General features: G+C 59.9%; 19 protein-coding genes. 9 read left to right on the top strand and 10 right to left on the bottom strand.

Annotated features, from left to right (window positions below):
• Positions 1-374: 374 nt before the first annotated feature.
• Together LCH65_RS18305 and LCH65_RS18300 are read left to right on the top strand one after the other, a co-directional pair.
• Positions 375-4,427, top strand: coding sequence for a CHASE domain-containing protein (locus LCH65_RS18305; RefSeq protein WP_096128657.1), 4,053 nt, complete (start codon positions 375-377; stop codon positions 4,425-4,427).
• A gap of 18 nt (positions 4,428-4,445) precedes the next feature.
• Entirely contained in the window at positions 4,446-5,408 is a 963-nt protein-coding gene (locus LCH65_RS18300; protein ID WP_044309371.1) for a diguanylate cyclase, read from the top strand.
• Between the two features lie 9 nt (positions 5,409-5,417).
• Here LCH65_RS18300 and LCH65_RS18295 read toward each other — a convergent pair whose 3' ends face one another.
• Complete coding sequence (locus LCH65_RS18295; protein WP_058396244.1) at positions 5,418-6,302, bottom strand: LysR family transcriptional regulator; 885 nt, start codon at positions 6,300-6,302, stop codon at positions 5,418-5,420.
• 139 nt (positions 6,303-6,441) lie between these two features.
• Here LCH65_RS18295 and LCH65_RS18290 point away from each other — a divergent pair, with 139 nt between their 5' ends.
• The 4 genes from LCH65_RS18290 to LCH65_RS18275 all read left to right on the top strand — a co-directional run bounded on the left by LCH65_RS18290 (position 6,442) and on the right by LCH65_RS18275 (position 9,447).
• On the top strand, positions 6,442-7,554 hold the full coding sequence (locus tag LCH65_RS18290; RefSeq protein ID WP_024663669.1) for an NADH:flavin oxidoreductase: 1,113 nt from the start codon (positions 6,442-6,444) through the stop codon (positions 7,552-7,554).
• Positions 7,555-7,667: 113 nt separating this feature from the next.
• Complete coding sequence (locus LCH65_RS18285) at positions 7,668-7,961, top strand: metal-sensing transcriptional repressor (protein ID WP_004413716.1); 294 nt, start codon at positions 7,668-7,670, stop codon at positions 7,959-7,961.
• A 7-nt stretch (positions 7,962-7,968) separates the two neighbouring features.
• Positions 7,969-8,844, top strand: coding sequence for a nickel/cobalt efflux protein RcnA (locus tag LCH65_RS18280; protein ID WP_003364402.1), 876 nt, complete (start codon positions 7,969-7,971; stop codon positions 8,842-8,844).
• A gap of 177 nt (positions 8,845-9,021) precedes the next feature.
• Entirely contained in the window at positions 9,022-9,447 is a 426-nt protein-coding gene (locus tag LCH65_RS18275; protein WP_003364399.1) for a VOC family protein, read from the top strand.
• A gap of 54 nt (positions 9,448-9,501) precedes the next feature.
• Here the strand turns inward: LCH65_RS18275 and LCH65_RS18270 are convergent, their stop codons facing one another.
• Entirely contained in the window at positions 9,502-10,374 is an 873-nt protein-coding gene (locus LCH65_RS18270) for a LysR family transcriptional regulator (protein ID WP_003364397.1), read from the bottom strand.
• 98 nt (positions 10,375-10,472) lie between these two features.
• On the bottom strand, positions 10,473-11,381 hold the full coding sequence (locus LCH65_RS18265) for a LysR family transcriptional regulator (protein WP_003364395.1): 909 nt from the start codon (positions 11,379-11,381) through the stop codon (positions 10,473-10,475).
• A gap of 107 nt (positions 11,382-11,488) precedes the next feature.
• On the opposite strand from LCH65_RS18265, the gene LCH65_RS18260 reads away from it, so the two are divergent.
• Together LCH65_RS18260 and LCH65_RS18255 are read left to right on the top strand one after the other, a co-directional pair.
• A complete protein-coding gene (locus LCH65_RS18260; RefSeq protein WP_003364393.1) occupies positions 11,489-12,307 on the top strand; it encodes a phytanoyl-CoA dioxygenase family protein in 819 nt (272 codons plus the stop codon).
• An 87-nt stretch (positions 12,308-12,394) separates the two neighbouring features.
• Positions 12,395-13,363 carry an ABC transporter substrate-binding protein gene (locus tag LCH65_RS18255; RefSeq protein ID WP_054081105.1) on the top strand — a complete coding sequence of 323 codons (969 nt, stop codon included), beginning with the start codon at positions 12,395-12,397 and terminating at the stop codon, positions 13,361-13,363.
• 92 nt (positions 13,364-13,455) lie between these two features.
• On the opposite strand, the gene LCH65_RS18250 is transcribed toward LCH65_RS18255, so the two are convergent.
• Complete coding sequence (locus tag LCH65_RS18250; protein WP_024663666.1) at positions 13,456-15,309, bottom strand: ABC transporter ATP-binding protein; 1,854 nt, start codon at positions 15,307-15,309, stop codon at positions 13,456-13,458.
• A 79-nt stretch (positions 15,310-15,388) separates the two neighbouring features.
• Entirely contained in the window at positions 15,389-16,015 is a 627-nt protein-coding gene (locus LCH65_RS18245; protein ID WP_004413707.1) for a TetR/AcrR family transcriptional regulator, read from the bottom strand.
• A gap of 110 nt (positions 16,016-16,125) precedes the next feature.
• On the opposite strand from LCH65_RS18245, the gene LCH65_RS18240 reads away from it, so the two are divergent.
• A complete protein-coding gene (locus LCH65_RS18240; protein ID WP_024663665.1) occupies positions 16,126-17,331 on the top strand; it encodes an MFS transporter in 1,206 nt (401 codons plus the stop codon).
• Between the two features lie 21 nt (positions 17,332-17,352).
• Here the strand turns inward: LCH65_RS18240 and LCH65_RS18235 are convergent, their stop codons facing one another.
• From LCH65_RS18235 to LCH65_RS18215, 5 genes are all read right to left on the bottom strand, one after another.
• Positions 17,353-18,279, bottom strand: coding sequence for a PfkB family carbohydrate kinase (locus tag LCH65_RS18235; RefSeq protein ID WP_226439693.1), 927 nt, complete (start codon positions 18,277-18,279; stop codon positions 17,353-17,355).
• Positions 18,269-19,738 (bottom strand): cytosine permease, encoded by a 1,470-nt coding sequence (locus tag LCH65_RS18230; protein WP_004413701.1) that lies wholly within the window; start codon positions 19,736-19,738, stop codon positions 18,269-18,271. The genes LCH65_RS18235 and LCH65_RS18230 overlap by 11 nt, the downstream gene beginning before the upstream one ends.
• Before the next feature lie 160 nt (positions 19,739-19,898).
• The gene (locus tag LCH65_RS18225) at positions 19,899-20,912 is read right to left on the bottom strand and encodes an ADP-ribosylglycohydrolase family protein (protein WP_024663662.1); all 1,014 of its coding nucleotides are present in this window, start codon (positions 20,910-20,912) and stop codon (positions 19,899-19,901) included.
• Positions 20,909-21,628, bottom strand: a complete 720-nt coding sequence (locus LCH65_RS18220; RefSeq protein ID WP_003364375.1) for a GntR family transcriptional regulator — start codon at positions 21,626-21,628, stop codon at positions 20,909-20,911. Before LCH65_RS18220 ends, LCH65_RS18225 begins: the two co-directional genes overlap by 4 nt.
• 190 nt (positions 21,629-21,818) lie before the next feature.
• Positions 21,819-22,295, bottom strand: coding sequence for a thioesterase family protein (locus tag LCH65_RS18215; protein ID WP_024663661.1), 477 nt, complete (start codon positions 22,293-22,295; stop codon positions 21,819-21,821).
• Positions 22,296-22,401 lie beyond the last annotated feature (106 nt).

The raw sequence follows: 22,401 nt of genomic DNA, 5'->3' as shown, positions 1-22,401 counted from the left end.
TCTTTTTTCTTCTAAGCTAATATAGATTTTTGTGATTAATTTATTTTTTATTATGCTTATTTAGTATCTTTTAAGGCTTTATGTTCTTGGCAAACAGCGCTTTGTCAAAAACGAGACTTTTGGTCGTCGTCACTGAGTCCGATCAAAATCGTCCCTTTCATCGGCCAGACCGACGCCCGAAGTTGCAGGTGGCTGCTGGCAAATGCCCTGCGACCACTTGCACGCGATAAACCATGCAGCGATGGCGATGGCAACGTCACTGGCGCTTGGTCGAAGACAATCTACGCTTGAGGTCGCAGAGACACGCTAGGGCAGGCGGACGGTGTCCTCTGGTCACCTCACAGTATTCAGGATTGAAAACGAGTGTCTGATTGATGAAGAAAAGCTCTCTCACGTGGCTCGTTGGCTGGATGGCTGTGGTTCTGCTGGCCGGGCTCAGCGTCAGCTTTATTGCCAGCCATGAACAGCGCAGATCGATCGATACGCGTATAGAACAGGCGCTCAAGGAGGCCGGAGAGGGCATCGGCGATAACTTGCAGGCACGACTCAGGGTGTACGAGTACCGTCTTCGAGGCCTGCGCGGTGCCGTTCATATGCTGGACCTCGAGCATATCAACAGCAGCCAGATGAGCCGCTACAGCAAAGGGCGCGATATCGAGAAGGAATACCCTGGCGCGCGCGGGTTCGGCTTCATCCGTCGTGTCGCGGCCAGCGATGAGGCCGAATTCGTGAGGCGTGTCAGGGCAGATGGCAGGCCGGACTTCAGTCTTGGTCGGCTGGGTGCCCAGCAGGGAGACCGTTTCATCATTCAATTCATCGACCCGCTGGCCCGCAACGTCCAGGCACTGGGGCTGGACATCGCCTCCGAGGAGCATCGTCGCGATGCAGCCCTTCAGGCCATGCGCAGTGGCGCTGCCACCCTGTCGGCGCCCATTACCCTGCTGCAGGACAATGATGACCACTTGCGTGCTTTCCTATTCCTGTTACCGGTTTACAGCACCCCTGAAACCCCGACCGATATCGCCCTGCGCGAAACATCCCTGATCGGCTGGACCTATGCGCCGTTGGCCATGCGTGAGGTGATGAGCAATCTGGACCCTCTCAACCACAGAGTGCACTTGAAGCTTTATGACGTCAGTGAAGGCCAGCATCTGATCTACCAGACTCCGGAAAGCGGTCATGAGCAGGAGGTCTTGCAGACCTATGCTTTCGAACGAGACATCTATGGCCGCGTGTGGCGCATGGAGGTAGGCGCTCACCCGGCATTTGCCGAGGCACTCGATCCGGTTCCGGCGGGCAGGGTGTTCATCATCGGCACATTGGTCAGCCTGATGTTGACGGTGCTGGTTGGCACTCTACTGTTGTCCCGTCAGCGCAAACAGCAGGTGGTTGCCGGTCAGGCCAGGCTGGCCACTATCGTCGAAAACTCCAGCGACGCGATCATCGGTGAAGCCCTGGACGGTCGGATCATCACCTGGAACCGGGCTGCCGAGCAGATGTTCGGCTATGACGAGCACGAAGTGCTGGGCTGTCCATTGGCGCCACTGCTGGTTCCGCCAGATCTGGTTCATGAAGACGAACAGTTGTTGGAAAGGGTGGCCCGCGGTGAGCGAGGCCCGACGCTGGAAACCCGGCGTCTGCACAAGAACGGTCAATTGATCGATGTGACCATTACCTGCAGCTTCATCCGCGAGACGGACGGCACCATACTCGGCGCGGCGAAAATGATGCACGACATCACCGACCGCAAGCGCGTCGAACGCTACCTCATGGAGTTCAACGCACAGCTTGAGCAACAGGTCAGCGAGCGCACTGCAGAGCTGTCCAGAGTGGCGGGTTTGCTGCAGGGAGTGCTGGACGCCTCTTCGGAGGTTTCGATCATCGCTACCGATATGCAGGGGCAGATCTTTGTGTTCAATCGGGGCGCCGAATTGCTGCTGGGCTACAGCAATGCGGAAATGGTCAGCGGCAACGGTCCAGGCGTGTTTCATCTTCCTGAAGAAGTGGCCGCACGCTCCGCTGAGCTGAGCCGTGAATACGGCATCCCGATCGAAGGCATTGACGTCTTTTGCTACAAGGCATCCCTCGAAGGTTCGGAAACCCGACAATGGACCTACGTACGCAAGGATGGCACGACGGTCCCTGTGCTGATGATCATCACCCCGATCCGTACCGCCGACGGAGAACTCATCGGTCATCTGGGTATCGCTCAGGACATCACCGAACGGCTGCACCATAGCGCCGAATTGCACGCGGCCAAGTCCAGCGCCGAAGCTGCCAATGCGGCCAAAAGTCTGTTCCTGGCCAACATGAGCCATGAAATTCGCACGCCCATGAACGCCGTGATCGGCATCTCCCACCTGCTGCACAACACCGCCTTGAACGACCAGCAACGCCAGTTGCTGACCAAGCTGCAGATTGCGGGCCGGACCTTGTTGGGGATCATCAACGATATCCTCGACATCGCCAAGATCGAGGCGGGAGAGATGCGGCTGGAACATAACCCCTTCAGCCCTCGACAACTGCTCGACGAACTGGGCGAGCTGTTCACGCCCCAGGCGCAGGAGAAAGGCCTGCGTTTTTCTGTCAGCGTCGTGGCATCGCTGCCTGGCCAGTTGATAGGAGACGCATTGCGGGTCAACCAGATCCTCATGAATCTGGTCGGCAATGCGCTCAAGTTCACCACAGTCGGCGGAGTCGATGTGACAGTGAGTCGTGAAGACGATCACGCCGATACTTGCTGGTTGCGATTCTCTGTGCAGGACACGGGCTGTGGCATACCGGCCAATGCACTCGGCCAGCTGTTTGCGCCGTTCACACAGGCGGATGCGTCTACCACGCGGCGTTTTGGCGGCACCGGACTGGGTTTGTCGGTGGTGCGCGGGCTGGCCGAGCAGATGGGCGGCCGGATAGGGGTGGAGAGCGAACTCGGCACCGGCAGCGAGTTCTGGGTGGAGTTGCCGTTTCAGAGCAGCCAGAGCGATCTGGAGCCGTCCGGCCCGGGAAGCAGTCTGGAGGTCATGCTGCTCAGCGACGACGTGCAGTCGTCCACGGCGCTGCAACGGTTATGTCGCGGCCTGGGCTGGCGAGTGGCAAACCTGACCGACGAACAGGCGCTGCACGTCGCCTTGCAAGAGCGTAATCACGTCAACGCGCCCTTGCCGGATGTGTTGTTGGTGGACTGGCAGCAGCCGCAGGTTGAGCAGGTGCAACAACTGATCGAGGCGACGCCGCTTCCGGTCATTCTGGTGAGCCCGTCCGGGATCCGGGAAGAACTGCTCCCTCTGGTCGACAAGGTATTGCTCAAGCCGCTGGACAGCTCGGCCTTGTTCAACGCGATCAATGCCTGTATCGCCAAGTACCAGGGCAGCACCGAAAGGGTCATTCAGGCCACGCGAATGGATACCTCCATGACGCTCTGGCTGAGTGGATTGCACCTGCTGCTGGTGGACGACAGCGAGATCAATCTGGAGGTCGCCAGCCTGTTGTTGCAGCAACAGGGCGCTGTGGTTCAGACCTGCAGCAATGGTCTGCTGGCCCTTGAACGACTGCGTCAGACGCCAGATGTCTTCGATGCCGTGCTGATGGATGTGCAGATGCCGGAAATGGATGGTTATGAGGCCACGCGGCGCTTGCGCAATGAACTGGGCCTGACACGATTGCCTGTGCTGGCGTTGACCGCAGGCGCCCTGGCAGAGGAGCGGCGACAGGCCGAGCTCGCGGGTATGGATGACTTCCTCACCAAGCCTCTGGACCCCGCCGCCCTGATCCGGGCGGTACGTCGTGCCGTCGAGCGTGTTCGAGGCGCTCCGCTGGCGGTCGGCACCTTGCTGCAGGAAGCCCCGACAGGCTCTGCATGGCCGGTGATCGAAGGTATCGACACCCAGGAGGTCGCCGCTCGGCTAGGCAATGATGTGCCCTTGTTTCTCTCGTCCCTGCGGCGCTTTTTCAATGAATTTGTCGCGTTCGGCGAGAGCGAGAGCCTTCTGGCACGGGCGCGACAGAGCCCCGATCAAACGATGGCTGACCTGCACAAGCTGCGCGGTGCTGCGCTGCTGCTCGGCGCTAGGCAAGTAGGGCTGCATGCCGGGCAGGCGGAAGCCCTGCTGCGCCACGGTACGGACCCTGAGCCGGCTCTGCGGGGTGTGAGTGCCGCTTTCCGTGCTTTGCAAGACCGCACGCCGGTACTTGAGGAAAGGACACCGGCCCCGCGTATCGATGCGGATCCCGATGCCTCCCGACAGGCGTTATCGACCTTGCGTGAATTGCTTGAAAACCGTGATATCGCCGCGCTGGACCAGTTTCCGCTGGCTGCTGCCGCGCTTCAGGAGCTGGCCGGGCAGGCACTGGTCGAACAGCTCTGGCAAACCATTGAAGGACTCGAGTTCGAACAGGCACTGCACCTGCTCGAACGTGCCGACTTATAAAAAGGAGCTTCATCCATCATGCAACCTGTACCTAGCCTGCTGATTGTCGATGATGATATTTCCGCCATTCGTGTGCTGAGCAAAGTTCTCAATGGCCTGGGACAGATTCGTTTTGCCACGGGTGGCGCCCAGGCCCTGAAGATGGTCCGGGACATGCGTCCGGACCTTATCCTTCTCGACGCCGAGATGCCTGGAATGAGCGGGTTTGAGGTCTGCGAGACGCTAAAGGCCGATCAACTGCTGGAAGACGTCCCGGTCATCTTCATCACCAGCCACACCGAAACCCGCATCGAGGAAGCCGGACTGGCGCTGGGTGCGGTGGATTTCATCGGCAAACCCATTCAGCCGTTGATCGTCACGGCGCGCGTAAAGACCCACCTGCGCCTGAAAATGGCGATGGACCAGCTCAACCTGCTGGCCCAGACCGATGGGCTGACGGGGCTGGCCAACCGGCGTTTTCTCGACGAGAGCATCGAGCGTGAATGGCTGCGCGTGCGGCGCAATCAGGGGGCATTCTCGCTGCTGTTGCTCGATATCGATTTCTTCAAGCGCTACAACGATCACTATGGCCATTTGCAAGGCGATGAGTGCCTGATTGCCATTGCCCATGCCGTGAAACATTGCGTGCACAGGTCTACCGATCTGGTGGCCCGTTATGGGGGCGAGGAGTTCGCCGTGCTATTGCCGGATACCGGCGCAGAGGGTGCCTGCCGGCTGGCGGAGGAAATCGTGGAGCACATTCATGGCCTTGCCAGGCCCCATGAAACCAGCGACCTGGGCCGGGTGACAGTGTCGGTGGGGGTGGCAAGTCTGGAGGCTGGCGCGCTGCCCATCCCGCGCCCGGGCGTGGCGGCCGGTACTGCGCCTGACTCGATTGCAGCAGCATTGCTGGCGGAAGCCGACCGGGCCTTGTACCGGGCCAAGCATGAAGGACGAAACTGCAGCCGGTTTGAGCCGATACAGGTTGCACCATGGCACTGACACCTTGCTTCAAACCGTACTTTTCTTGAGCTCTGCTTCAAGGCGGTCGACGAACAGGCGTACCCGGTGAGGTACGCGCTGGCGGGTCGGCAAGACGGCCGTCACCGACAGTTGCTCGGGGATGACGTCTTCGAAGTGTATCTGCAGAAGGCTGCCTGCACGGATTTCCTGCTGAACGTCCCAATAGGTCAGCATGGCCAGCCCCAGGCCCTGTTTGCACGCCGTGCGCACCGCTTCGACGCTGTTGGCCGAGAACGTACCCTGAGCGCGAATGGCCACCGGCTCGCCTTCTCTGATGAACGTCCAGTAAGGCATCGCATGCAAGGTTATGCATGGGTGTTGGCGGAGCTCGTCGAGTACCGATGGCTGGCCGCGCCGCATCAGGTAGTCGGGGCTTGCACACACGACCCGTGGGTTGGGCGCCAGCGATCTGGCCACCAGCGCAGAGTCACGTATCGTGGCGATCCGAATGGCGACATCGATGCCTAACCCGGCGATGTCCACGATGCTGTCCGACAGTGTCAGGTCGACACTCAGTGCCGGGTTCTCCTGCATCAATACCGGCAGCAGCGGCATGATGACAGTCTGACCAAACACGCTGGGTGCTGTCACCCGCAACACGCCACTGGCCTTACCGGTATCGCCTTTCAGCGTGGCGCGGGCGGTTTCGCTGGTGTGCAGCATGGTTTTGGCGTGGGGCAGAAACACTTCGCCCTCCGGCGTCAGCGATACCGAGCGGGTTGTGCGGTGAACCAGCCTGACGCCCAGGTCGTTTTCCAGCGCAGCCAGACGCCTGGAGATTGCCATCGGCGACAACCCGAGTCGACGCGCCGCTTCCGACAGGCTCCTGCTGGAAGCAATGGCGGCGAACACCTCTATGTCAGATATTTGCACGGATTCTATCCATTTTCGTTAAAGCGCCTTATCTGCACGGCCGGGTTCCAATGGGCTGCGCCACCCCTTACCGTTGCTGCAGGTTCTGTCAATGACATCGGGCAATTCGTAGCCGGTCTGCACAGTGAGGATTTGAAGTATGAGCGAGACAAACAAACACGTTACAGCTCCGTTCGATATCGGTCATCTGAAACTGAAGAACAGGTTTGCGGTGGCGCCCATGACACGCGTGAGCGCGGACGAGCAGGGCAGTGCAACGCAGGACATGACGCGCTATTACGAGCGATTCGCCAAGGGTGGTTTCGGCCTGATCGTCACCGAGGGTAACTACACCGATCGCCGTTTTTCCCAAGGCTACCGCTTCCAGCCCGGGCTCACCGATGACGAGCAGGCTCAGGCCTGGCGTGCTACGACCGATGCTGTGCACCGGCATGGCAGTGTCATGATTGCGCAACTCATGCACGCCGGCGCGCTCAGCCAGGCCAATCGCTTCGTCAGCGAGTCTGCGGGTCCTTCGGCCATTCGTCCCAAGGGCGAACAGATGGCGTTCTATTACGGCGCGGGCAGCTACCGGATCCCGCAAGCGATGAGTGACAAGGACATTGCCGAGGCCATTGACGGGTTCGCCCACGCGGCGCAACTGGCGATTGGCACTGCAGGCTTTGACGGTGTCGAGATACATGGGGCGAACGGCTACCTGCTCGATCAGTTTCTGACCGACTACAGCAATCAGCGCACCGATCAATGGGGCGGTGAGGTCGGACAGCGTCTGCGACTGACGCTCGAGGTCATCGCCGCAGTGAAAAAAGTCGCCGGGCAGGCACCGGTGGGCGTGCGTCTTTCACAAGGCAAGGTCAACGACTTTCAGCACAAATGGGCGGGGGACGAGAGCGATGCCGAAATCATTTTCGATGCGCTGGCCGATGCCGGCGTCGATTACATCCATGTGACCGAACATGAAGCATGGCAGCCGGCCTTTGCCCAGGGTGAAGCCAGCCTGGTCGAACTGGCCCGTCGCTACGCGCCGGGTGTTGCGCTGATCGCCAATGGCGGCCTGCACGATCCGCAAAAAGCCGACCAGGTGCTTCGCCAAGGTGCGGACATCATCGCAGTGGGCAAGGGTGCGCTGGCCAATCCGGACCTGCCAGAGTTGTTGCGTCAGGGCGCGCCACTCCGCGACTTCGATCCAGCCATTCTCGGGCCGATTGCCAATATCAAGGACAGCGAGCTGGCATTCAACGGGATGAATTGAACAGGTTTTCATAGGTGGGCTCGCTTCCGGTTCCAATCCTGCATTACCTTTGACTCTATCCTCCCTGGGGGGATAGAGTGCCGGTCTGAATTGTCCAGGCCAGAGCTCAAGCCATGAGTGAACACGACCACCCCCACGGCCATACGCACCAGTCCCACATAGCTGTTATCAAGCGCCTGAAACGGGCCGACGGCCATTTGCGCAGCATCATCACCATGATCGAAGACGGGCGCGAGTGCGTGGACATCGCCCAGCAGCTGCACGCGGTCGAGAAAGCGGTGTGCCAGGCCAAGCGAACGTTGATTCAGGATCATATCGATCACTGCCTTGAAGACACGCTCGGTTCACTCGCCAAGGGCGAGCGGGCACCGCTGGAAGCCTTCAAGCAAATCACCAAATACCTCTAGGTCTCACATGCCCAACTTCGTCGAGCTGTTACAGCAAGGGGGGTCGCACGCCTGGCTGTATTTCCCCAGTGCCATTTTGCTGGGCGCGTTGCACGGGCTGGAGCCTGGGCATTCAAAAACCATGATGGCGGCGTTCATTGTGGCCATTCGTGGCTCTGTGAAACAGGCCGTGATGCTCGGCGTCGCCGCTACCGTTTCGCACACCGCCGTTGTCTGGCTGGTGGCAATCGGCGGGATGTATCTGGGCCAGGGGCTGGATGCTGAAACCACGGAACCTTACTTCCAGCTCGGGTCATCTGCCGTGATCATCGCCATTGCATTGTGGATGCTATGGCGCACCTGGCGTGGCGAGCAGTTGTATAAGGTCGAAAGTGCCAGGCTCAGTCACGGGCATACAGGCCATGGCCATGAGCACGGCGTGGACTCCCATGAGCACGAGCATGGTCACAATCACAGCCATGACCACAGTGATCTGGACGGCTTGAACCTGAGCGCCGAAGGCTATCAGGACGCCCATGAAAAGGCCCATGCCGACGACATTCGCAAGCGCTTCATCCATCGCGAGGTCAGCAATGGCCAGATCCTGATGTTCGGCTTGACCGGGGGGCTTATCCCTTGCCCAGCAGCCATCACCGTGTTGCTGCTGTGCCTGCAGGTGAAGCAGGTCACCTTGGGCGCGATGATGGTGATCTGTTTCAGCCTGGGTCTCGCCGTCACGCTGGTCACCGTTGGCGCTGCCGCCGCCATCGGTGCGCGAAAAGCCTCGAATCGTTTCCCCTGGCTCAGTGCAGCCGCTCGACGCGCACCTTACCTGTCCAGCGTCCTGATTATCTGTGTCGGGATGTATGTAGGGATCAACGGCTGGATCAGCCTGCATTCGTGAGCTGGCCTGGTGCTTGAGCGTGGCCGCTATCACAAAAATAATTTGTGCATCTTTAAAATATATATTGATTTTTATTGGTGTCGCGTGGCCTTAGCATGAGTGGAACTTGAATAAGTCGCCGGACAGCGAGCACGCTGTCAGGCTTACACGCCACCAAGAGCTGCAATCGGAGTCCTGATGAGTCTTTCTCCTTTCCACCTTGCAATCCCGGTTTATGACCTGGCCGCGACACGTGCCTTCTACGGTGAGGTGTTCGGTCTTTCCGAAGGGCGCTCCAGCGATCAGTGGGTCGACTTCGATTTCTACGGGCACCAGTTGGTGATTCATGAACACCCGAAAACCGCCTCTCAAGAGAGCGTGCACAGCAACCCGGTAGACGGTCACGACGTTCCGGTTCCGCACTTCGGCATCATTCTGGAATGGGCTCAGTGGGAAGCTCTGGCCGAGCGCTTGAAATCCTTCGGCACCGAGTTCGTCATCGAACCCTACATTCGATTCAAGGGGCAGGTGGGTGAGCAGGCCACCATGTTCCTGTTCGATCCCTGCGGCAATGCGCTTGAGTTCAAGGCGTTCAAGGACATGAGTCAGCTGTTCGCAAAATAGTAAAAAGCCTGGCGCACACTATGTTGCGCCAGGCCTGCTAGAGCGGGCGCAGCGCTAACGAGTCAGAGCGTGTTCGTTGATCAGTTGGACCAGCGCGGTTACCGGTTCGGTCAGGCTGCGGCGAGCGCGATGTACCAGCCCGATATCGCGATGGAACGTATGCTCTTTCAAGTCGATAGAGCGCACACCGGCGTGCCATCTCTGCAGGGTTGCCGTTTCCGGAACCAATGCGACGCCGACGCCGTTGGCGACCAGTTTCATAATCGCATCCAGTTCATCGAGCTCGCAGACTTCGCGCAGCGAGACATGGGTCTGGCGCAGGAACCTATCGACCTGTCGGCCACCAAATGACGATCGATCGTAACGAATGAATGGATGAGCCGAAATCAGTTCGGCCCAGTCATCCCCCTGCATGTCAGCTGGCACGATAAGGCGATAGGGTTCACGGACCAGCGTTGTCCAGCGCAAGTCGCTTTGCAGTGAGAAGGGCGGGCGGATGATCGCTGCCATGTCGATCTCGCCAGCGTCCACCTGATTGACCAGGTCCATGGACAGGCCGGGAATGACGCGCGTCCTGCACGCGGAGAATTGCTGATGAAACCGAGCCAGCGCTTCCGGTAGAAAGGAGCGTTGTACAGAGGCAATTGCGCCGATGGTCACCAGCACGCTCGCGGGTAGCCCTACTGTCGTAGTGCCGAGGCTGCTGAACTGGCGCACCAGATCCTGACCTTGTAACAACACCTGCTGCCCCATGCGGTTGAGCTGGGCTGAACGTCCTTTTCGGTCGAACAGCTCGACGCCCAGTTCAGCTTCAAGGCGCTGCATCTGCGCACTGACAGCGGCCTGGGTGAGCCCGATCTTGCTGCCCGCCGCAGCGAACGTGCCTTCTCTTGCCACGGCGATAAACGTTTTCAGTTCTTTGATCATGGGCAAAGAATAATTGTATTTTTGCTAAAAATGCATTTGTTTATTTTGTTGTTGGCGGGTTGTCGCCGCTTCAGCGTCATAGGCGCCCGGGCGCTGCCTCAGACAAAAGGTACTCTTTCCTGGAACCAGGCAACGGCCTGATTTTTGAATGCTTCGGCGGGAGGCGTTAACGGGTAGCGCTGATCGTAGGCCAGTACGATGCGCTGGGTGGGCAGCGTTTCGCGTATCGGGCGACACACCAAGGGCTGACCGTCGTAGCTGCGGTCGCCGAAGGGCCTGGTATAGGTCAGGGAAACACCGAATCCGTTGGCGACGAGGCTGCGCTGAAACTCGAAGCTGTGGGTGCGCTGGAGGCTTTGAGGCGACAGTCCATGCATGTTGAACAGGTCCAGCACGTGCTGCCAGCTGTGGACCTGATCAGTAACTACCAGATTGCCTTCACTGAGTGCTTGCAGACTGACATCGGGCTCGTTTGCCAATGGGTGATCAGCCGCCAGCAGGGCATGGGCAGTCAATTGACGCAACTCGATACACGCCATGTTTGCCGGCAGCCCCAGGTCGTAGGTCAGCGCCAGCTCCAGAGTACCTTCGGCGAGGCGCTTGCCCAGATAGTCGAAGCCGCCTTCGCGCATGTCGACCCTCACTCGCGGATGTTCCTGTTGCAGGCGCCTGAGGATCTGCGGCAGGCAATAGGGTGCCAGGTCCTCGTAACAACCCAGTACCAGCTCTCCGGAAAAGTCGTTGTTGTCGCTGCCGATGTCTGAAAACGTCCGGGCTTCGGCCAGAACCCGCCTGGCCTGGGCCATCACTGTGCGCCCGAAAGGCGTAAGCGATACGCCCAGTCCGCGTTGACGAACAAACAGCGGCTGACCAAAAAGCTGCTCGAGGTCGGTAATCGCCGTTGAAATTGACGGTTGGGAAACATGCAGCTCTTCGGCCGCCAACGTGAGATTGCCGTGTTTGGCGGCAGCGAGCGCATAACGGAGTTGTCGCAGACTGAACTTCATAAGAATTTCTTGGGTGATAAATCAATACATATTATTTTATCTTCGCTGTGTGTCATGAAATATTTGCCCTTGCCCACATTTATTCTTCTCCGAGGGAGTTTCAGGTCATGACACAACATTCGTTTGCCCTCACGACAGAAGACATTGAGGCCTTTCAGCGCGATGGCGCAATTTGCCTGCGCGGCGTTTTCCGCGACTGGATCGGCACCATTGCCGACGGAATCGAGCGCAACCTCGCCGAGCCGGGTGCTTACGCCAGCCGTTACGTCGAGAAGGATGACAAACCGGGCGGCTTTTTCGACGACTATTGCAACTGGCAGCGGATTCCAGAGTTTCGCGCCATGGTCGAGGATTCACCGGCAGCGTCTGTCGCGGCTGCCGTGATGCGCTCCAGATCGGCACAGTTTTTTCATGATCATGTTCTGGTCAAGGAACCCGGCGCGCAGAAGGCCACGCCATGGCACCAGGACATCCCTTACTATTTTGTCGAAGGTAGCCAGAACGTGAGTTTCTGGATCCCCGTGGACCCGGTGCGCGAGTCGACGCTGCGGCTGCTTGCCGGCTCACACCGTTGGGAGAAGGGCATAAAACCGGTGCACTGGGCCGATCAAAGCGATTTCTACAAAGATGCTGGCGGGTACCGCGACGCGCCGGATCCAGATACTGATACCGAGCAAGGCCTGCAGGTACTGGAATGGGAGATGCAGCCGGGCGACGCGGTGCTGTTCGATTTCCGTACCGTGCATGGTGCTAGAGGCAATGCGTCGGCTCAGCGCCGTCGTGTCTTGTCGCTGCGCTGGCTTGGCGACGATATACGTTACTTCGAGCGTCCAGGACGGACCTCTCCACCGTATCCAGGGCATGCGATGCAGACCGGTCAGAGACTGCGCGAAGATTGGTTCCCGACGATACATCAAGGAGCTTGAGTTTCATGTAGATGAAACAGGTTCGCCACTGATGTGACGAGCATTTGCACTGCCATAACCCTGTTCACTGTGTTGGAGCGTGCGATTGTGAAGATCAGAAAAAACCTTACCGCCACACTGATTGCTCTCGGGCTGTTTGCCGGCAGTGCTGCAAGCCAGGCCGCCGGTTGGTGCGAGTCGGGTAAACCGGTCAAATTTGCCGGGCTCAATTGGGAAAGCGGCATGTTGCTCACCGACATGCTGCAGATATTGCTCAAGAACGGCTATGGCTGTGCGATCGATACATTGCCAGGCAACTCCATCACCATGGAAAGCGCCTTGAGCAATAACGATATTCAGGTACTGGCGGAGGAGTGGATCGGGCGAAGCGAGGTCTGGAACAAGGCGGCGGCCAGTGGGAAGGTAGTCGGTGTGGGGGCACCGATTATCGGGGCCACCGAAGGTTGGTATGTGCCACGTTATCTGGTCGAAGGCGATGCCAAACGCAACCTCAAGCCCAAGGCTCCCGATCTGAAGAAGATCGCCGACCTGACCCAGTACGTGGCGCTCTTCAAGGACCCGGAAGAACCGGACAAAGGCCGTTTCTACAATTGCCCGGCGGGTTGGACCTGCGAGTTGGAAAACAGCGAGATGCTTAAGAGCTATGGCCTGGAAGCCAGTTATACCAACTTCCGCCCGGGTACAGGCCCGGCGTTGGATGCTGCCGTTTTGTCGAGCTACAAGCGGGGCGAGCCCATTCTTTTCTACTACTGGTCGCCGACGCCGTTAATGGGACAAGTCGATCTGTTGAAGCTGGAAGAAAAGCCGGGCGTCGATAAGAAAATCAGCATTCAGGTAGGGCTTTCCAATGTCTTTCACGAGCAGGCACCGGAATTGGTAGCCGTTCTGGAAAAGGTCAATCTGCCGATCGACCTGTTAAACCAGAACCTGGCCCGCATGAGCAAGGAGCGTATCGATTCACCCAAGCTGGCGAAGATATTCTTCAAGGAGCACCCGGAAATCTGGCACACCTGGGTCAGTGACGCTGCTGCCAAAAAGATCGAAGCAACGCTTTAAGGCAAGAAAGGGCATGGATGCCCTTTCTCTTATCGCCGCTGGAGTGCTTGCGTACGCCACCAGCGACCTGGCCGGGCTATTGGTCAGTCTGCCTAATCGATGATATCGGCCACACCCTGATCCTCCCCGAGAAACCCGCCGCTCTGGTGCTGCCACAGCCGCGCATAGGTACCGTTTCTGCCCAGCAGTTCGGCGTGAGTGCCTTGTTCGATGATGCGGCCGTCGTCCATGACAATCAGCCGGTCCATGGCGGCAATCGTGGACAGACGGTGGGCGATGGCGATCACCGTCTTGCCCTGCATCATTTCATCGAGGCTTTCCTGGATTGCCACTTCGACTTCCGAGTCCAGCGCACTGGTGGCTTCGTCGAGCAGCAGGATCGGGGCGTTCTTGAGCATCACCCGGGCGATGGCGACGCGTTGGCGCTGGCCGCCCGACAGCTTGATACCGCGCTCACCCACCAGCGTGTCGTAGCCACTGTGGCCTTGCTTGTCGCTCAGCTGGCTGATGAACCCGTCGGCTTGCGCACTCGCCGCAGCGCTACGGATTTGCTCATCGGTCGCATCGGGACGTCCGTAGGCGATATTGTCGCGAATGGAGCGGTGCAGCAGCGAGGTGTCCTGCGTGACCATGCCGATGGCGCTGCGCAAGCTGTCCTGAGTAACGTGCGCAATGTCTTGCCCATCAATACTGATCGAGCCCTTGTCCACGTCATAAAAGCGCAGCAGCAGGTTGATGAGCGTGGACTTCCCGGCGCCGGAGCGACCCACCAGGCCGATTTTTTCACCTGGACGAATGCTCAGGCTCAGGGCATCCAGTACCTGGCGTTCGCCGTTGTAATTGAAGCTCACGTTATCGAAGGTGACCGCGCCGCCTCGGGTGACCAGAGCCTTCGCGTCCGGCGCATCCTGAACCTTGGGACCGCGAGTCAAGGTTTGCATGCCGTCCTGGACGGTGCCGATGTTCTCGAATAACGAGGTCATCTGCCACATGATCCAGTGCGACATGCCGTTGATGCGCAACGCCATGGCGGTGATCGCCGCAACCGCACCGGTGCCGACCTGGCCCTGGTGCCACAGCCAAAGGGCGTAACCGCCAGCACCCATGATCAGTGCGACCACCAGGGCCTGATTGACGATTTCGAACTGACTGACCAGACGCATCTGGCGCAAGCCGGTGAGCTTGAAGTCCTCCATCGCCGCGCGCGCGAAATGCGCTTCACGCTTGGAATGGGAGAACAGCTTTACTGTGGTGATGTTGGTGTAGGCGTCCGAGACACGTCCGGTCATCGATGAGCGCGCGTTGGCCTGCTCCTGCCCGACCTTGCCCAGGCGTGGCACGAAGTAGCGCATGGCCAGACCGAACAGCATCAGCCAGACAAGGAAAGGCAGCATCAGCTTCAAATCGAAGGCGCCGGCCAGGGCAATGATCGCGATGAAATAGACGCCGATACCGGGGACGATTTCGATGATGGTGAACAGCACCTCGCGCACCGACAGCGCTGTCTGCATCACCTTGGTGGTGACGCGGCCGGAGAACTCATCGGAGAAGAAAGACAGGCTTTGCCGCAACATCAATCGGTGGAAGTCCCAACGCAACCGCAGGGGCAGGTTGATCGCCAATACCTGGTGCTGCACCATCGTGCGCAATGCCACCAGCACGATGCTGCTCAGCAATACCAGGCCAATACCCCACAGCACGCTGCTTTCCTGCGCGGCCGTATCGCCGCCAGCCTGCCACGTGGACAACAGATCCACGACCTGCCCGAGGAAGGAAAACAGCCAGGCTTCGTAAATCGACACACCGGCACACAGCAGCGCAAACGCAAGGATGTAACCGCGTGCCCCTCGCGTGCAGGCCCAGAGAAACCGTGCCAGGCCGTCAGGTGGTGGCGGCACTTCGTCAGGCGGGAAGGGGTCAAGCCATTTTTCAAACGCGCGAAGCATGGTGTTCTCCAAAAAAATCAGTGCAAAGAGTCTGGCGTCCTCGACGCCTCCCGAACCTCTTCCATATTGAGCTTCAGGGTCAATGATTGTCGGCAACACTGCCCAGGCTGTCCCACAGTCTCATCACCTGGGTCACTGCGGCGTCCAGTGTGGCATGTGGGACACCGTCGCGCGCCAGTGTAGACAAGCCCAGAAGAAAACTGTCAAAAACGGCCGCGAGCGTTTCCGGTATTACCGTTGCGGGCAACTCGCCTGCCGCAACGGCGCGCTGGATGCAGGCCACGATACCTGTGCGGTTCAGATCCCTGGCCCGAGCAAGGGGTTCGGAAATGGCCTTGCTCTCGTCCGAGCAGGCGCTCATCAGCCCCAACGCCACCAGACACCCTTTAGGATGCCCAGGCTCACACTGCATTTTCGCTGAGTGACGAAGGGTGATTTCAATCGCGTCTCTGGGCGGCAGGGTCGTATCGAACAGGCTGTCGGTGACTCGGCCGTAGGTGTCGAGGTAGCGCTCCATCACTTCATTGAACAGGGCGTTTTTAGAGCCAAACGCTGCGTAAAAGCTCGGCGCCGTGATGCCGCCACCTATGTTTGCCTTGAGCTGGCTTAGGGAAGTTGCGTCGTAGCCGTGCTCCCAAAACAGGTGTAGCGCCTGGGTGATCGCCAAGTCACGGTCAAATGTACGCGGACGCCCCAGCTGTGCCATGTCGAGTCTCCTATGGAATTACTTAAATACTAATCGATACATAAGTCGTTGACCACCTGACTCCATCTGCCTATATTTGTACCGATCAGTATATTAGTGAGGGTTTTGCAATGATTACAGATGAGAAGCAGGGCGAAACACTCCCGCTGGGGGCGTTGCTGGCGCTGGCAATGACGGGTTTCATCTGCATTGTCACCGAGACTTTGCCGGCAGGTTTGTTGCCGCAGATCGCCGACGGGTTGGAGGTGTCTGCATCGTTTGCCGGGCAGATGGTGACTGTTTATGCGTTGGGCTCATTGCTGGCCGCCATTCCGCTGACGATCGCGACGCAAAGCTGGCGGCGCAGGACGGTCTTGCTGGTGACGATTGCCGGCTTTCTGGTTTTCAACAGCGTCACTGCGTTGTCGTCCAGTTACGGACTGACGCTGATCGCAAGGTTTTTCGCAGGCGTCTCGGCGGGCCTGGCGTGGAGCCTCATCGCCGGGTACGCGCGGCGCATGGTGGTCCCGCAACTGCAAGGCCGTGCACTGGCCGTGGCGATGGTCGGTACGCCCGTTGCCTTGTCGCTGGGCGTGCCTCTGGGAACCTGGCTTGGCGGGTTCATGGGCTGGCGCATGGCGTTTGGCTTGATGTCCGGGATGACCGTGCTGCTGATCATCTGGGTGCTGGTCAAAGTGCCGGACTATTCCGGCAAGTCCTCCGCACAGCGCATGGCGTTACGTCAGGTCTTTTTCACGCCCGGCGTACGCTCGGTGCTGGGCGTTGTGTTCACCTGGATGCTGGCTCACAACCTGCTTTATACCTACGTCGCTCCCTTCGTTTCCGCGGCGGGGCTGGCGAATGATGTGGACCTGGTATTGCTGGCATTCGGGGTCGCCGCACTGGCCGGCATCTGGGTCACGGGACGGCTGGTTGATCGACATCTGCGCAAGACAGTACTTGCCAGCCTGGCAACATTCGCAGCGGTGTCAGTGTTCTTCGGCGTGTTTTCCGGCTCTGCACCGGCCATTTACGTCGGTGCTTTTATCTGGGGACTGACCTTCGGTGGCGCCGCCACACTGCTGCAAACCGCGCTCGCCGATTCGGCAGGTGAGGGCGCAGATGTCGCGCTTTCGATGAACGTCGTGGTCTGGAACAGCGCCATCGCAGGCGGAGGGCTACTGGGTGGCGTTTTGCTTGGCCAATGGGGGGCAGGCTCCTTTCCTTGGGTCTTGCTGATGCTGTTGTTGCTAAGTCTGGTGATCGCACTGCGCGCAGGTGCTCATGGTTTTGCACGGGGCAGCCGACTGGACCGGGAGTGTGGTCTGGCTGGTTGAGCACAGCGAGCTCAAGCCAGCCTAAAAATCGGCCCCCACCAGCGCATCTACCTCCTCACGGCCAGGCGCCGTCGCCGGCCCCCGGCGTGTGACCGCAATCGCTGCTGCCGCATTGGCGCGCAGCGCCGCGCGGTCGACACTGCTGCCTCTGGCCAACTCGGCCAGCAGCACACCCGCGTGGGCGTCGCCAGCTCCATTGGTGTCGATTGCCGTGACGGCAAAGCCGGGTATGTGTCGCGTCTGTCCGGCATGGTGGACCCAGCAACCTGCGGGGCCGTCACGAATCACTATGAGCGCATCTTCGCGCAGAATGGACGCCAGGTGGTGGAGCGCGTCGGCGCACGTCCGGGTTTGCGTGAAGCGCAGGGCTTCTTCGCAGTTGCTGGACCATACGCTGATAAGAGGAAGTACGGCGCGCATCTCGACGCCATGAAGCGCATCAACCAATGGGCCTGGGTCGAATACCACGGTAGTGCCGCCGGGCAATCCGTCCAGCCAGGCGAGCAGGGCCGTGACCTTGTTTTTGTGTGCCAGGCTGTAGCCGCTGACAACTACGTAATCTTCGGCGCTGACCTGCACGCCCTGCAGGTCATCGGCAGACAAACCACCTTCAGCGCCCACATAGGAGATGAACGAGCGCTCGGCCGAGGTTTCCACCAGGGCAACGGCCAGGCCGGTATCCTCACCGGGAACAGGCATCGTAGCAATCTCCACACCTTCGTCGCGCATGGCCTGGCGAGCAAGGTCGCCGAAGCGGCCCTGGCCATGGCGACCCAGATAAACCGTAGGCAAGCCATTGCGGCAGGCAGCGGCCATCACATTAAAGCCGCCTCCGGCCTCGAACGTGGCGCTGCTGGCCAGTACATCTCCGCCCGACGGCGGCAGGCGGTCGATGGCCATGACCAGGTCAACCACGACCTGGCCGGTGTAGAGCAATTTAGCGGGCATGGGCAGCCTCTTCGGTAACGACACGGCGATCACGCGCCCCGCCGAGCAGCGCATACAGGCCACCGGCGACAATGAAGGTCACGATCCAGCCCAGGCCGTTATGACCCAGCCAGGAATCGGCGAGAAAACCTTTGAACAGCACATGCTCCGGGGTGGTCGCCACGGTGGTGAAGCTGAAGCCGAGCACGATAGCCAATGCCCACGAGCCCAGCGCGCGCCATTCGACACCGCCGCGATACCAGTAGGCGCTCTTTGGGGTCTGGTCCAGCAGGTCGTGTGGGGAGTAGATGTGGCGATGCAGCAGGTCGACGACAAAGATGCCGACCCACGCGGTAATGGGCACCGCCAACATCGAGATGAACGTAATGAAGGGGCCGTAGAAACTGTCGGCGATCAGCATGAAATAGATCGAGCCGGCAAAGATCGCGATGATATCGACGATGACTGCGTGTACTCGCTTGACCTTCAGGCCGAGGGTCAAGGTGGTCAGGCCAGCCGAGTAGACCGACAGGTTATTGGACAACAGCAGGCCGCCGAACGCAGTGATCAGATACGGCACGGCCATCCAGGTGGGCAACATTTCGCGAATGGCGATAATCGGGTCGGTGGCTGACGCCAGATGATCGTTGCCCACCGACAGCAAGCCGCCGAGGGTGATCAGCAAAACCAGAGGGATCCCTGCGCCAAATGCCGCCGAGGCCACCAGTCGAGTGGCCTTCACGCTGGCGTGCTGATAGCGCGACATGTCGGCGCCCGCGTTGGCCCAGCCGATACCCGTGCCGGCGGCCATGGTGCCGACGCCAATGATCATGGCACTCAGTGGCGCTGCCGGCGCGTCGAAGACCAGGCTCCAGTCGATATGGGTGAGTAGAAAGCCACCGACCACCAGGTTCAGCGCGCCGAACAGGTAAGTCGCCCATTTCTGGATGACCAGCAGAGTGGCATGGCCCAGGCCCGAGACGGTCAGGGTCAGCAGCACGAACAAGGCGATGAACAGCAGGGTCAGGCCAGGCGAGTTTTTCGCCTCCACGGGGGTGCCGAAAAGGATCGCGAACAGTGACAGCAGGACGAACGCGGCGGTGGTGGTGTTGACCGTTTCCCAGCCCAGGCGCGACATCAGTGAAACCAGCGTGGGCCCGATATTGCCTCGCACCCCGAAGATGGCCCGGGACAGCGTCAGGCTCGGTGCCCGCCCGCGGCGCCCGGCAATGGAGATAACGCCGACCACGGCGAACGAGCCGGCGGCACCGAGGATGGCGACGATGATTGCCTGCCAGATGGCCAGCCCCTGAAACGCTACCAGGGTGGCACCCAGCGGCAAGCCCAGGATGCTGATGTTGGCGGCGAACCAGACCCAGAACAGTTGCAGCGGGTGGCCGTTGCACTCGTTTTCAGGAACCGGCTCGATGCCGCGGGTTTCCAGCTGACCCGCACCTTGAGAGGCGGACGATGTCGTCATTTGCGTTGCTCCTATTGCCTTTATTGTGGTTGTGGCAGTACGTCAGCAGGTGCAATCCAGTGCAAATTGGCTATTCCGAAATCGGGTCAGCCAGATCGCCGCTCGGAAGGCTGAGGGCGAGGGTGATCTCGTTCACAGTGGGCGAGCACGACCCGGTCTATCAACCGGTGCGCAGGGCCAGCAGTTGTTCGACCAAGGGCGCGAGATCGAGCGTGTTGACCGCATCAATTTGCTCGATCAACGCCGCCGGCCAGGCTTGCATGCCATTGCAGGCACCCAGCATGGCGCCGAGAATGGCGGCAATCGTGTCGGTGTCACCGCCCAGGCTGGCCGCCATGCACACTGCATCGAACGGACTGAGCTGGCTGCTCGCCACGCGGTGGGCGAGGGTGAAGGCAGCGACCACTGATTCCTGTGAGGCGACCGAGGTACCAATCACATCGTGCACCCGGTCGGCCAGCTGTTCGTCTGTGCAGTCAGCGCACAGTGCCTTGGCCCATTGAATGCGCGCGGCGATACGCCCACCCGCAACCCAATGACCATGGCGTTCGGCACTCAGGGCTACCTCAGTACCTATCTCCAGAGCTTCGGCCAGGGGCGTGCCATTGATCCCGGCGGACACCACGGCCGCGACCGCCGCCGCGCTGGAGATGCCCAGCGTGGTGTTATGGGTCACCTGACAGGCTTGCACCACCAGCGCCATGAAGGCCTCGCGGTTGCTCACGTCGGCTGCGATGCCCACCGGTGTAATACGCATTGCCGCGCCATTGGTGGTGCCGAAGCGGCCGGCTTCTTCGGGGCTGTGGCCGTCAAGGATCATTTCAATCGCGCGCTTGGTCGAAGGCCCCAGCAGGTCGTAGGAGCCCTTGGCTTTCATCGCGGCTTCCCACTCGATCAGGCTGTGGGCCAGGGCTGTCGGGTCGATGCTGCCGCAGCCGGCCACCAGCAACTGTGCCACCAGGATCGCCTGCTCGGTGTCATCGGTGATGGCGCCCGCAGGCATGTTCGGTGCGATCGGCTGGTCGGCATCGGCACCGATCAGCGTATTGATACGGCCATAGCGTTGCAGGATCAACGCGCGCGGCAGCGACTGCGTCGGCATGCCCAAAGCGTCGCCCAAGGCCAGGCCATAAAAGGCACCCAGGCCTCGGTCTTGCAGAAATGTTGCGCTCATGTGGACGATCCGAAGGCGAGGTGAAGGCGAAAATGCACAGGGTCCAACAGGCTCTCTACGTGCTCCATAAAACGTTCACGGCGGTCAAAGGTCGTGCGCACGGCCTTGAGAAACACCGTGCCGGGCTCGCGTGCCAGCAGCACGGCATCATCGCGGTTCAGAGGCCCTGCACCGATCCACTGATCGCCCTTGTCGCCGATGAAGCCGTGGGCGGCCATGGTCACTGTCAGTGACTGTTCCAGCAGACCGTTTTGCGGCAGGTTTTCCAAACCGTCGACCGCCGGGATCAAGGCGCGCTCCAGGGAAACGATACTGCCATCAGCGGCGATACGCCGGCGATCCAGGGCCACCAGGCTGGAAGTGCCGAGGCGCACCTCCATGTCGGGCCGTTGCACCGCCACCAGACGCAGGATTTCCGTACGCACGCCAGCACCCGTGTCGGCCAGGGCCTGAGCCCAGCCGGCACGCTGGTCCAGGCTGAAGCCGTCGTAGGTGACGATCGAACCCACGCCGGTCTGGGTGGCAATGAAGTTACGCCGCTTGAGCTCGGACAACGCCTCGCGCAGCGTGCCGCGGCTGACGTTGAATTCCTGGGCCAGAAGATTTTCCCCGGGAAGCAGGGCGCCGGAGCTCATCTGGCCGCTTTCGATACGGCGGATCAGCTCATTGATCACCTGGGTTTTCTTGTCGAATCGAACCTGTCTAGTCATGTACATTTTATAGTTGCATGTTGGATCGGAATGCAAGCTGTTTTTGTGCGTAAATTGAGATGCGAGGCACCAATGTTCAACGGGTTACGCGAATGATGCTCGCAGTTCGACAAGTCACCTCGCGGTCACACGCTCTCCAGTGCCATTCAAGGCAGTCCGATGCGGGCCAAAACTTTGGCAGTAGGGGGCTTTTCGATTATTTTCCTGTGTGCAACCCGATCACTCGGCCGAGGAGTTTGGGCCTCGGCAGATCGGACTGCCCGGCGCTTATAGCGTCAAGTCTTTCCTTTGTTGCCTCGGTAAACATCGTTGCATGCGGGCCGCTCAGGTCGACGTGCAACAGCATTTGCTCATTGCCGGCCAGCTCCATGTCATCACCTGCCAAATGCAGGCTGTGATAGAGATGCACGCGCTTGGCGTCGTGGGCGATCAGTTGCGTATGCACCTCGACCTCGGCGCCGAGTTTCACTTCGTGCAGGTAGTTGAGGTGCAGTTCCAGGGTGAACAGCGAGTGGCCGCTGGCTTCGCGGTTATCGCTATCCAGTCCCAGGGCGTCCATCAGCCCGTCAGTGGCGTAGCTGAAGATCAGCAGGTAGAACGCGTCACGAAGGTGGCCGTTGTAGTCGACCCAGTCGGGTTGGACTCGGGTGGTGTAGGTGGTCAGTGCAGGCATGTCGGAGGATTCCGGGTCAGTTCTGATCAAATGAGGTAACTGGCGTGCTTTGCAGGGTGATGGAAGACTCACAGCCACCCACCGGAGGCAAGCCAGCTACCGTAGG

Origin of the sequence: Pseudomonas sp. MWU16-30316 (assembly GCF_020515645.1) — a bacterium.
Classification (GTDB): Bacteria; Pseudomonadota; Gammaproteobacteria; order Pseudomonadales; family Pseudomonadaceae; genus Aquipseudomonas; species Aquipseudomonas cerasi.
Note: the sequence above shows the minus strand (reverse complement) of the source record. Positions and strands in the feature narration are given on the sequence as shown.

What these genes read in the sequence shown, in the direction of transcription:
- LCH65_RS18305 (WP_096128657.1), top strand. Translation starts at nt 375, where the DNA reads ATGAAGAAAAGCTCTCTCACGTGGCTCGTTGGCTGGATGGCTGTGGTT.
- LCH65_RS18215 (WP_024663661.1), bottom strand. Translation starts at nt 22,295, where the DNA reads ATGCCTGCACTGACCACCTACACCACCCGAGTCCAACCCGACTGGGTC.
- LCH65_RS18280 (WP_003364402.1), top strand. Translation starts at nt 7,969, where the DNA reads ATGCCCAACTTCGTCGAGCTGTTACAGCAAGGGGGGTCGCACGCCTGG.
- LCH65_RS18245 (WP_004413707.1), bottom strand. Translation starts at nt 16,015, where the DNA reads ATGGCACAGCTGGGGCGTCCGCGTACATTTGACCGTGACTTGGCGATC.
- LCH65_RS18240 (WP_024663665.1), top strand. Translation starts at nt 16,126, where the DNA reads ATGATTACAGATGAGAAGCAGGGCGAAACACTCCCGCTGGGGGCGTTG.
- LCH65_RS18275 (WP_003364399.1), top strand. Translation starts at nt 9,022, where the DNA reads ATGAGTCTTTCTCCTTTCCACCTTGCAATCCCGGTTTATGACCTGGCC.
- LCH65_RS18270 (WP_003364397.1), bottom strand. Translation starts at nt 10,374, where the DNA reads ATGATCAAAGAACTGAAAACGTTTATCGCCGTGGCAAGAGAAGGCACG.
- LCH65_RS18220 (WP_003364375.1), bottom strand. Translation starts at nt 21,628, where the DNA reads ATGTACATGACTAGACAGGTTCGATTCGACAAGAAAACCCAGGTGATC.
- LCH65_RS18265 (WP_003364395.1), bottom strand. Translation starts at nt 11,381, where the DNA reads ATGAAGTTCAGTCTGCGACAACTCCGTTATGCGCTCGCTGCCGCCAAA.
- LCH65_RS18260 (WP_003364393.1), top strand. Translation starts at nt 11,489, where the DNA reads ATGACACAACATTCGTTTGCCCTCACGACAGAAGACATTGAGGCCTTT.
- LCH65_RS18285 (WP_004413716.1), top strand. Translation starts at nt 7,668, where the DNA reads ATGAGTGAACACGACCACCCCCACGGCCATACGCACCAGTCCCACATA.
- LCH65_RS18300 (WP_044309371.1), top strand. Translation starts at nt 4,446, where the DNA reads ATGCAACCTGTACCTAGCCTGCTGATTGTCGATGATGATATTTCCGCC.
- LCH65_RS18290 (WP_024663669.1), top strand. Translation starts at nt 6,442, where the DNA reads ATGAGCGAGACAAACAAACACGTTACAGCTCCGTTCGATATCGGTCAT.
- LCH65_RS18250 (WP_024663666.1), bottom strand. Translation starts at nt 15,309, where the DNA reads ATGCTTCGCGCGTTTGAAAAATGGCTTGACCCCTTCCCGCCTGACGAA.
- LCH65_RS18230 (WP_004413701.1), bottom strand. Translation starts at nt 19,738, where the DNA reads ATGACGACATCGTCCGCCTCTCAAGGTGCGGGTCAGCTGGAAACCCGC.
- LCH65_RS18225 (WP_024663662.1), bottom strand. Translation starts at nt 20,912, where the DNA reads ATGAGCGCAACATTTCTGCAAGACCGAGGCCTGGGTGCCTTTTATGGC.
- LCH65_RS18235 (WP_226439693.1), bottom strand. Translation starts at nt 18,279, where the DNA reads ATGCCCGCTAAATTGCTCTACACCGGCCAGGTCGTGGTTGACCTGGTC.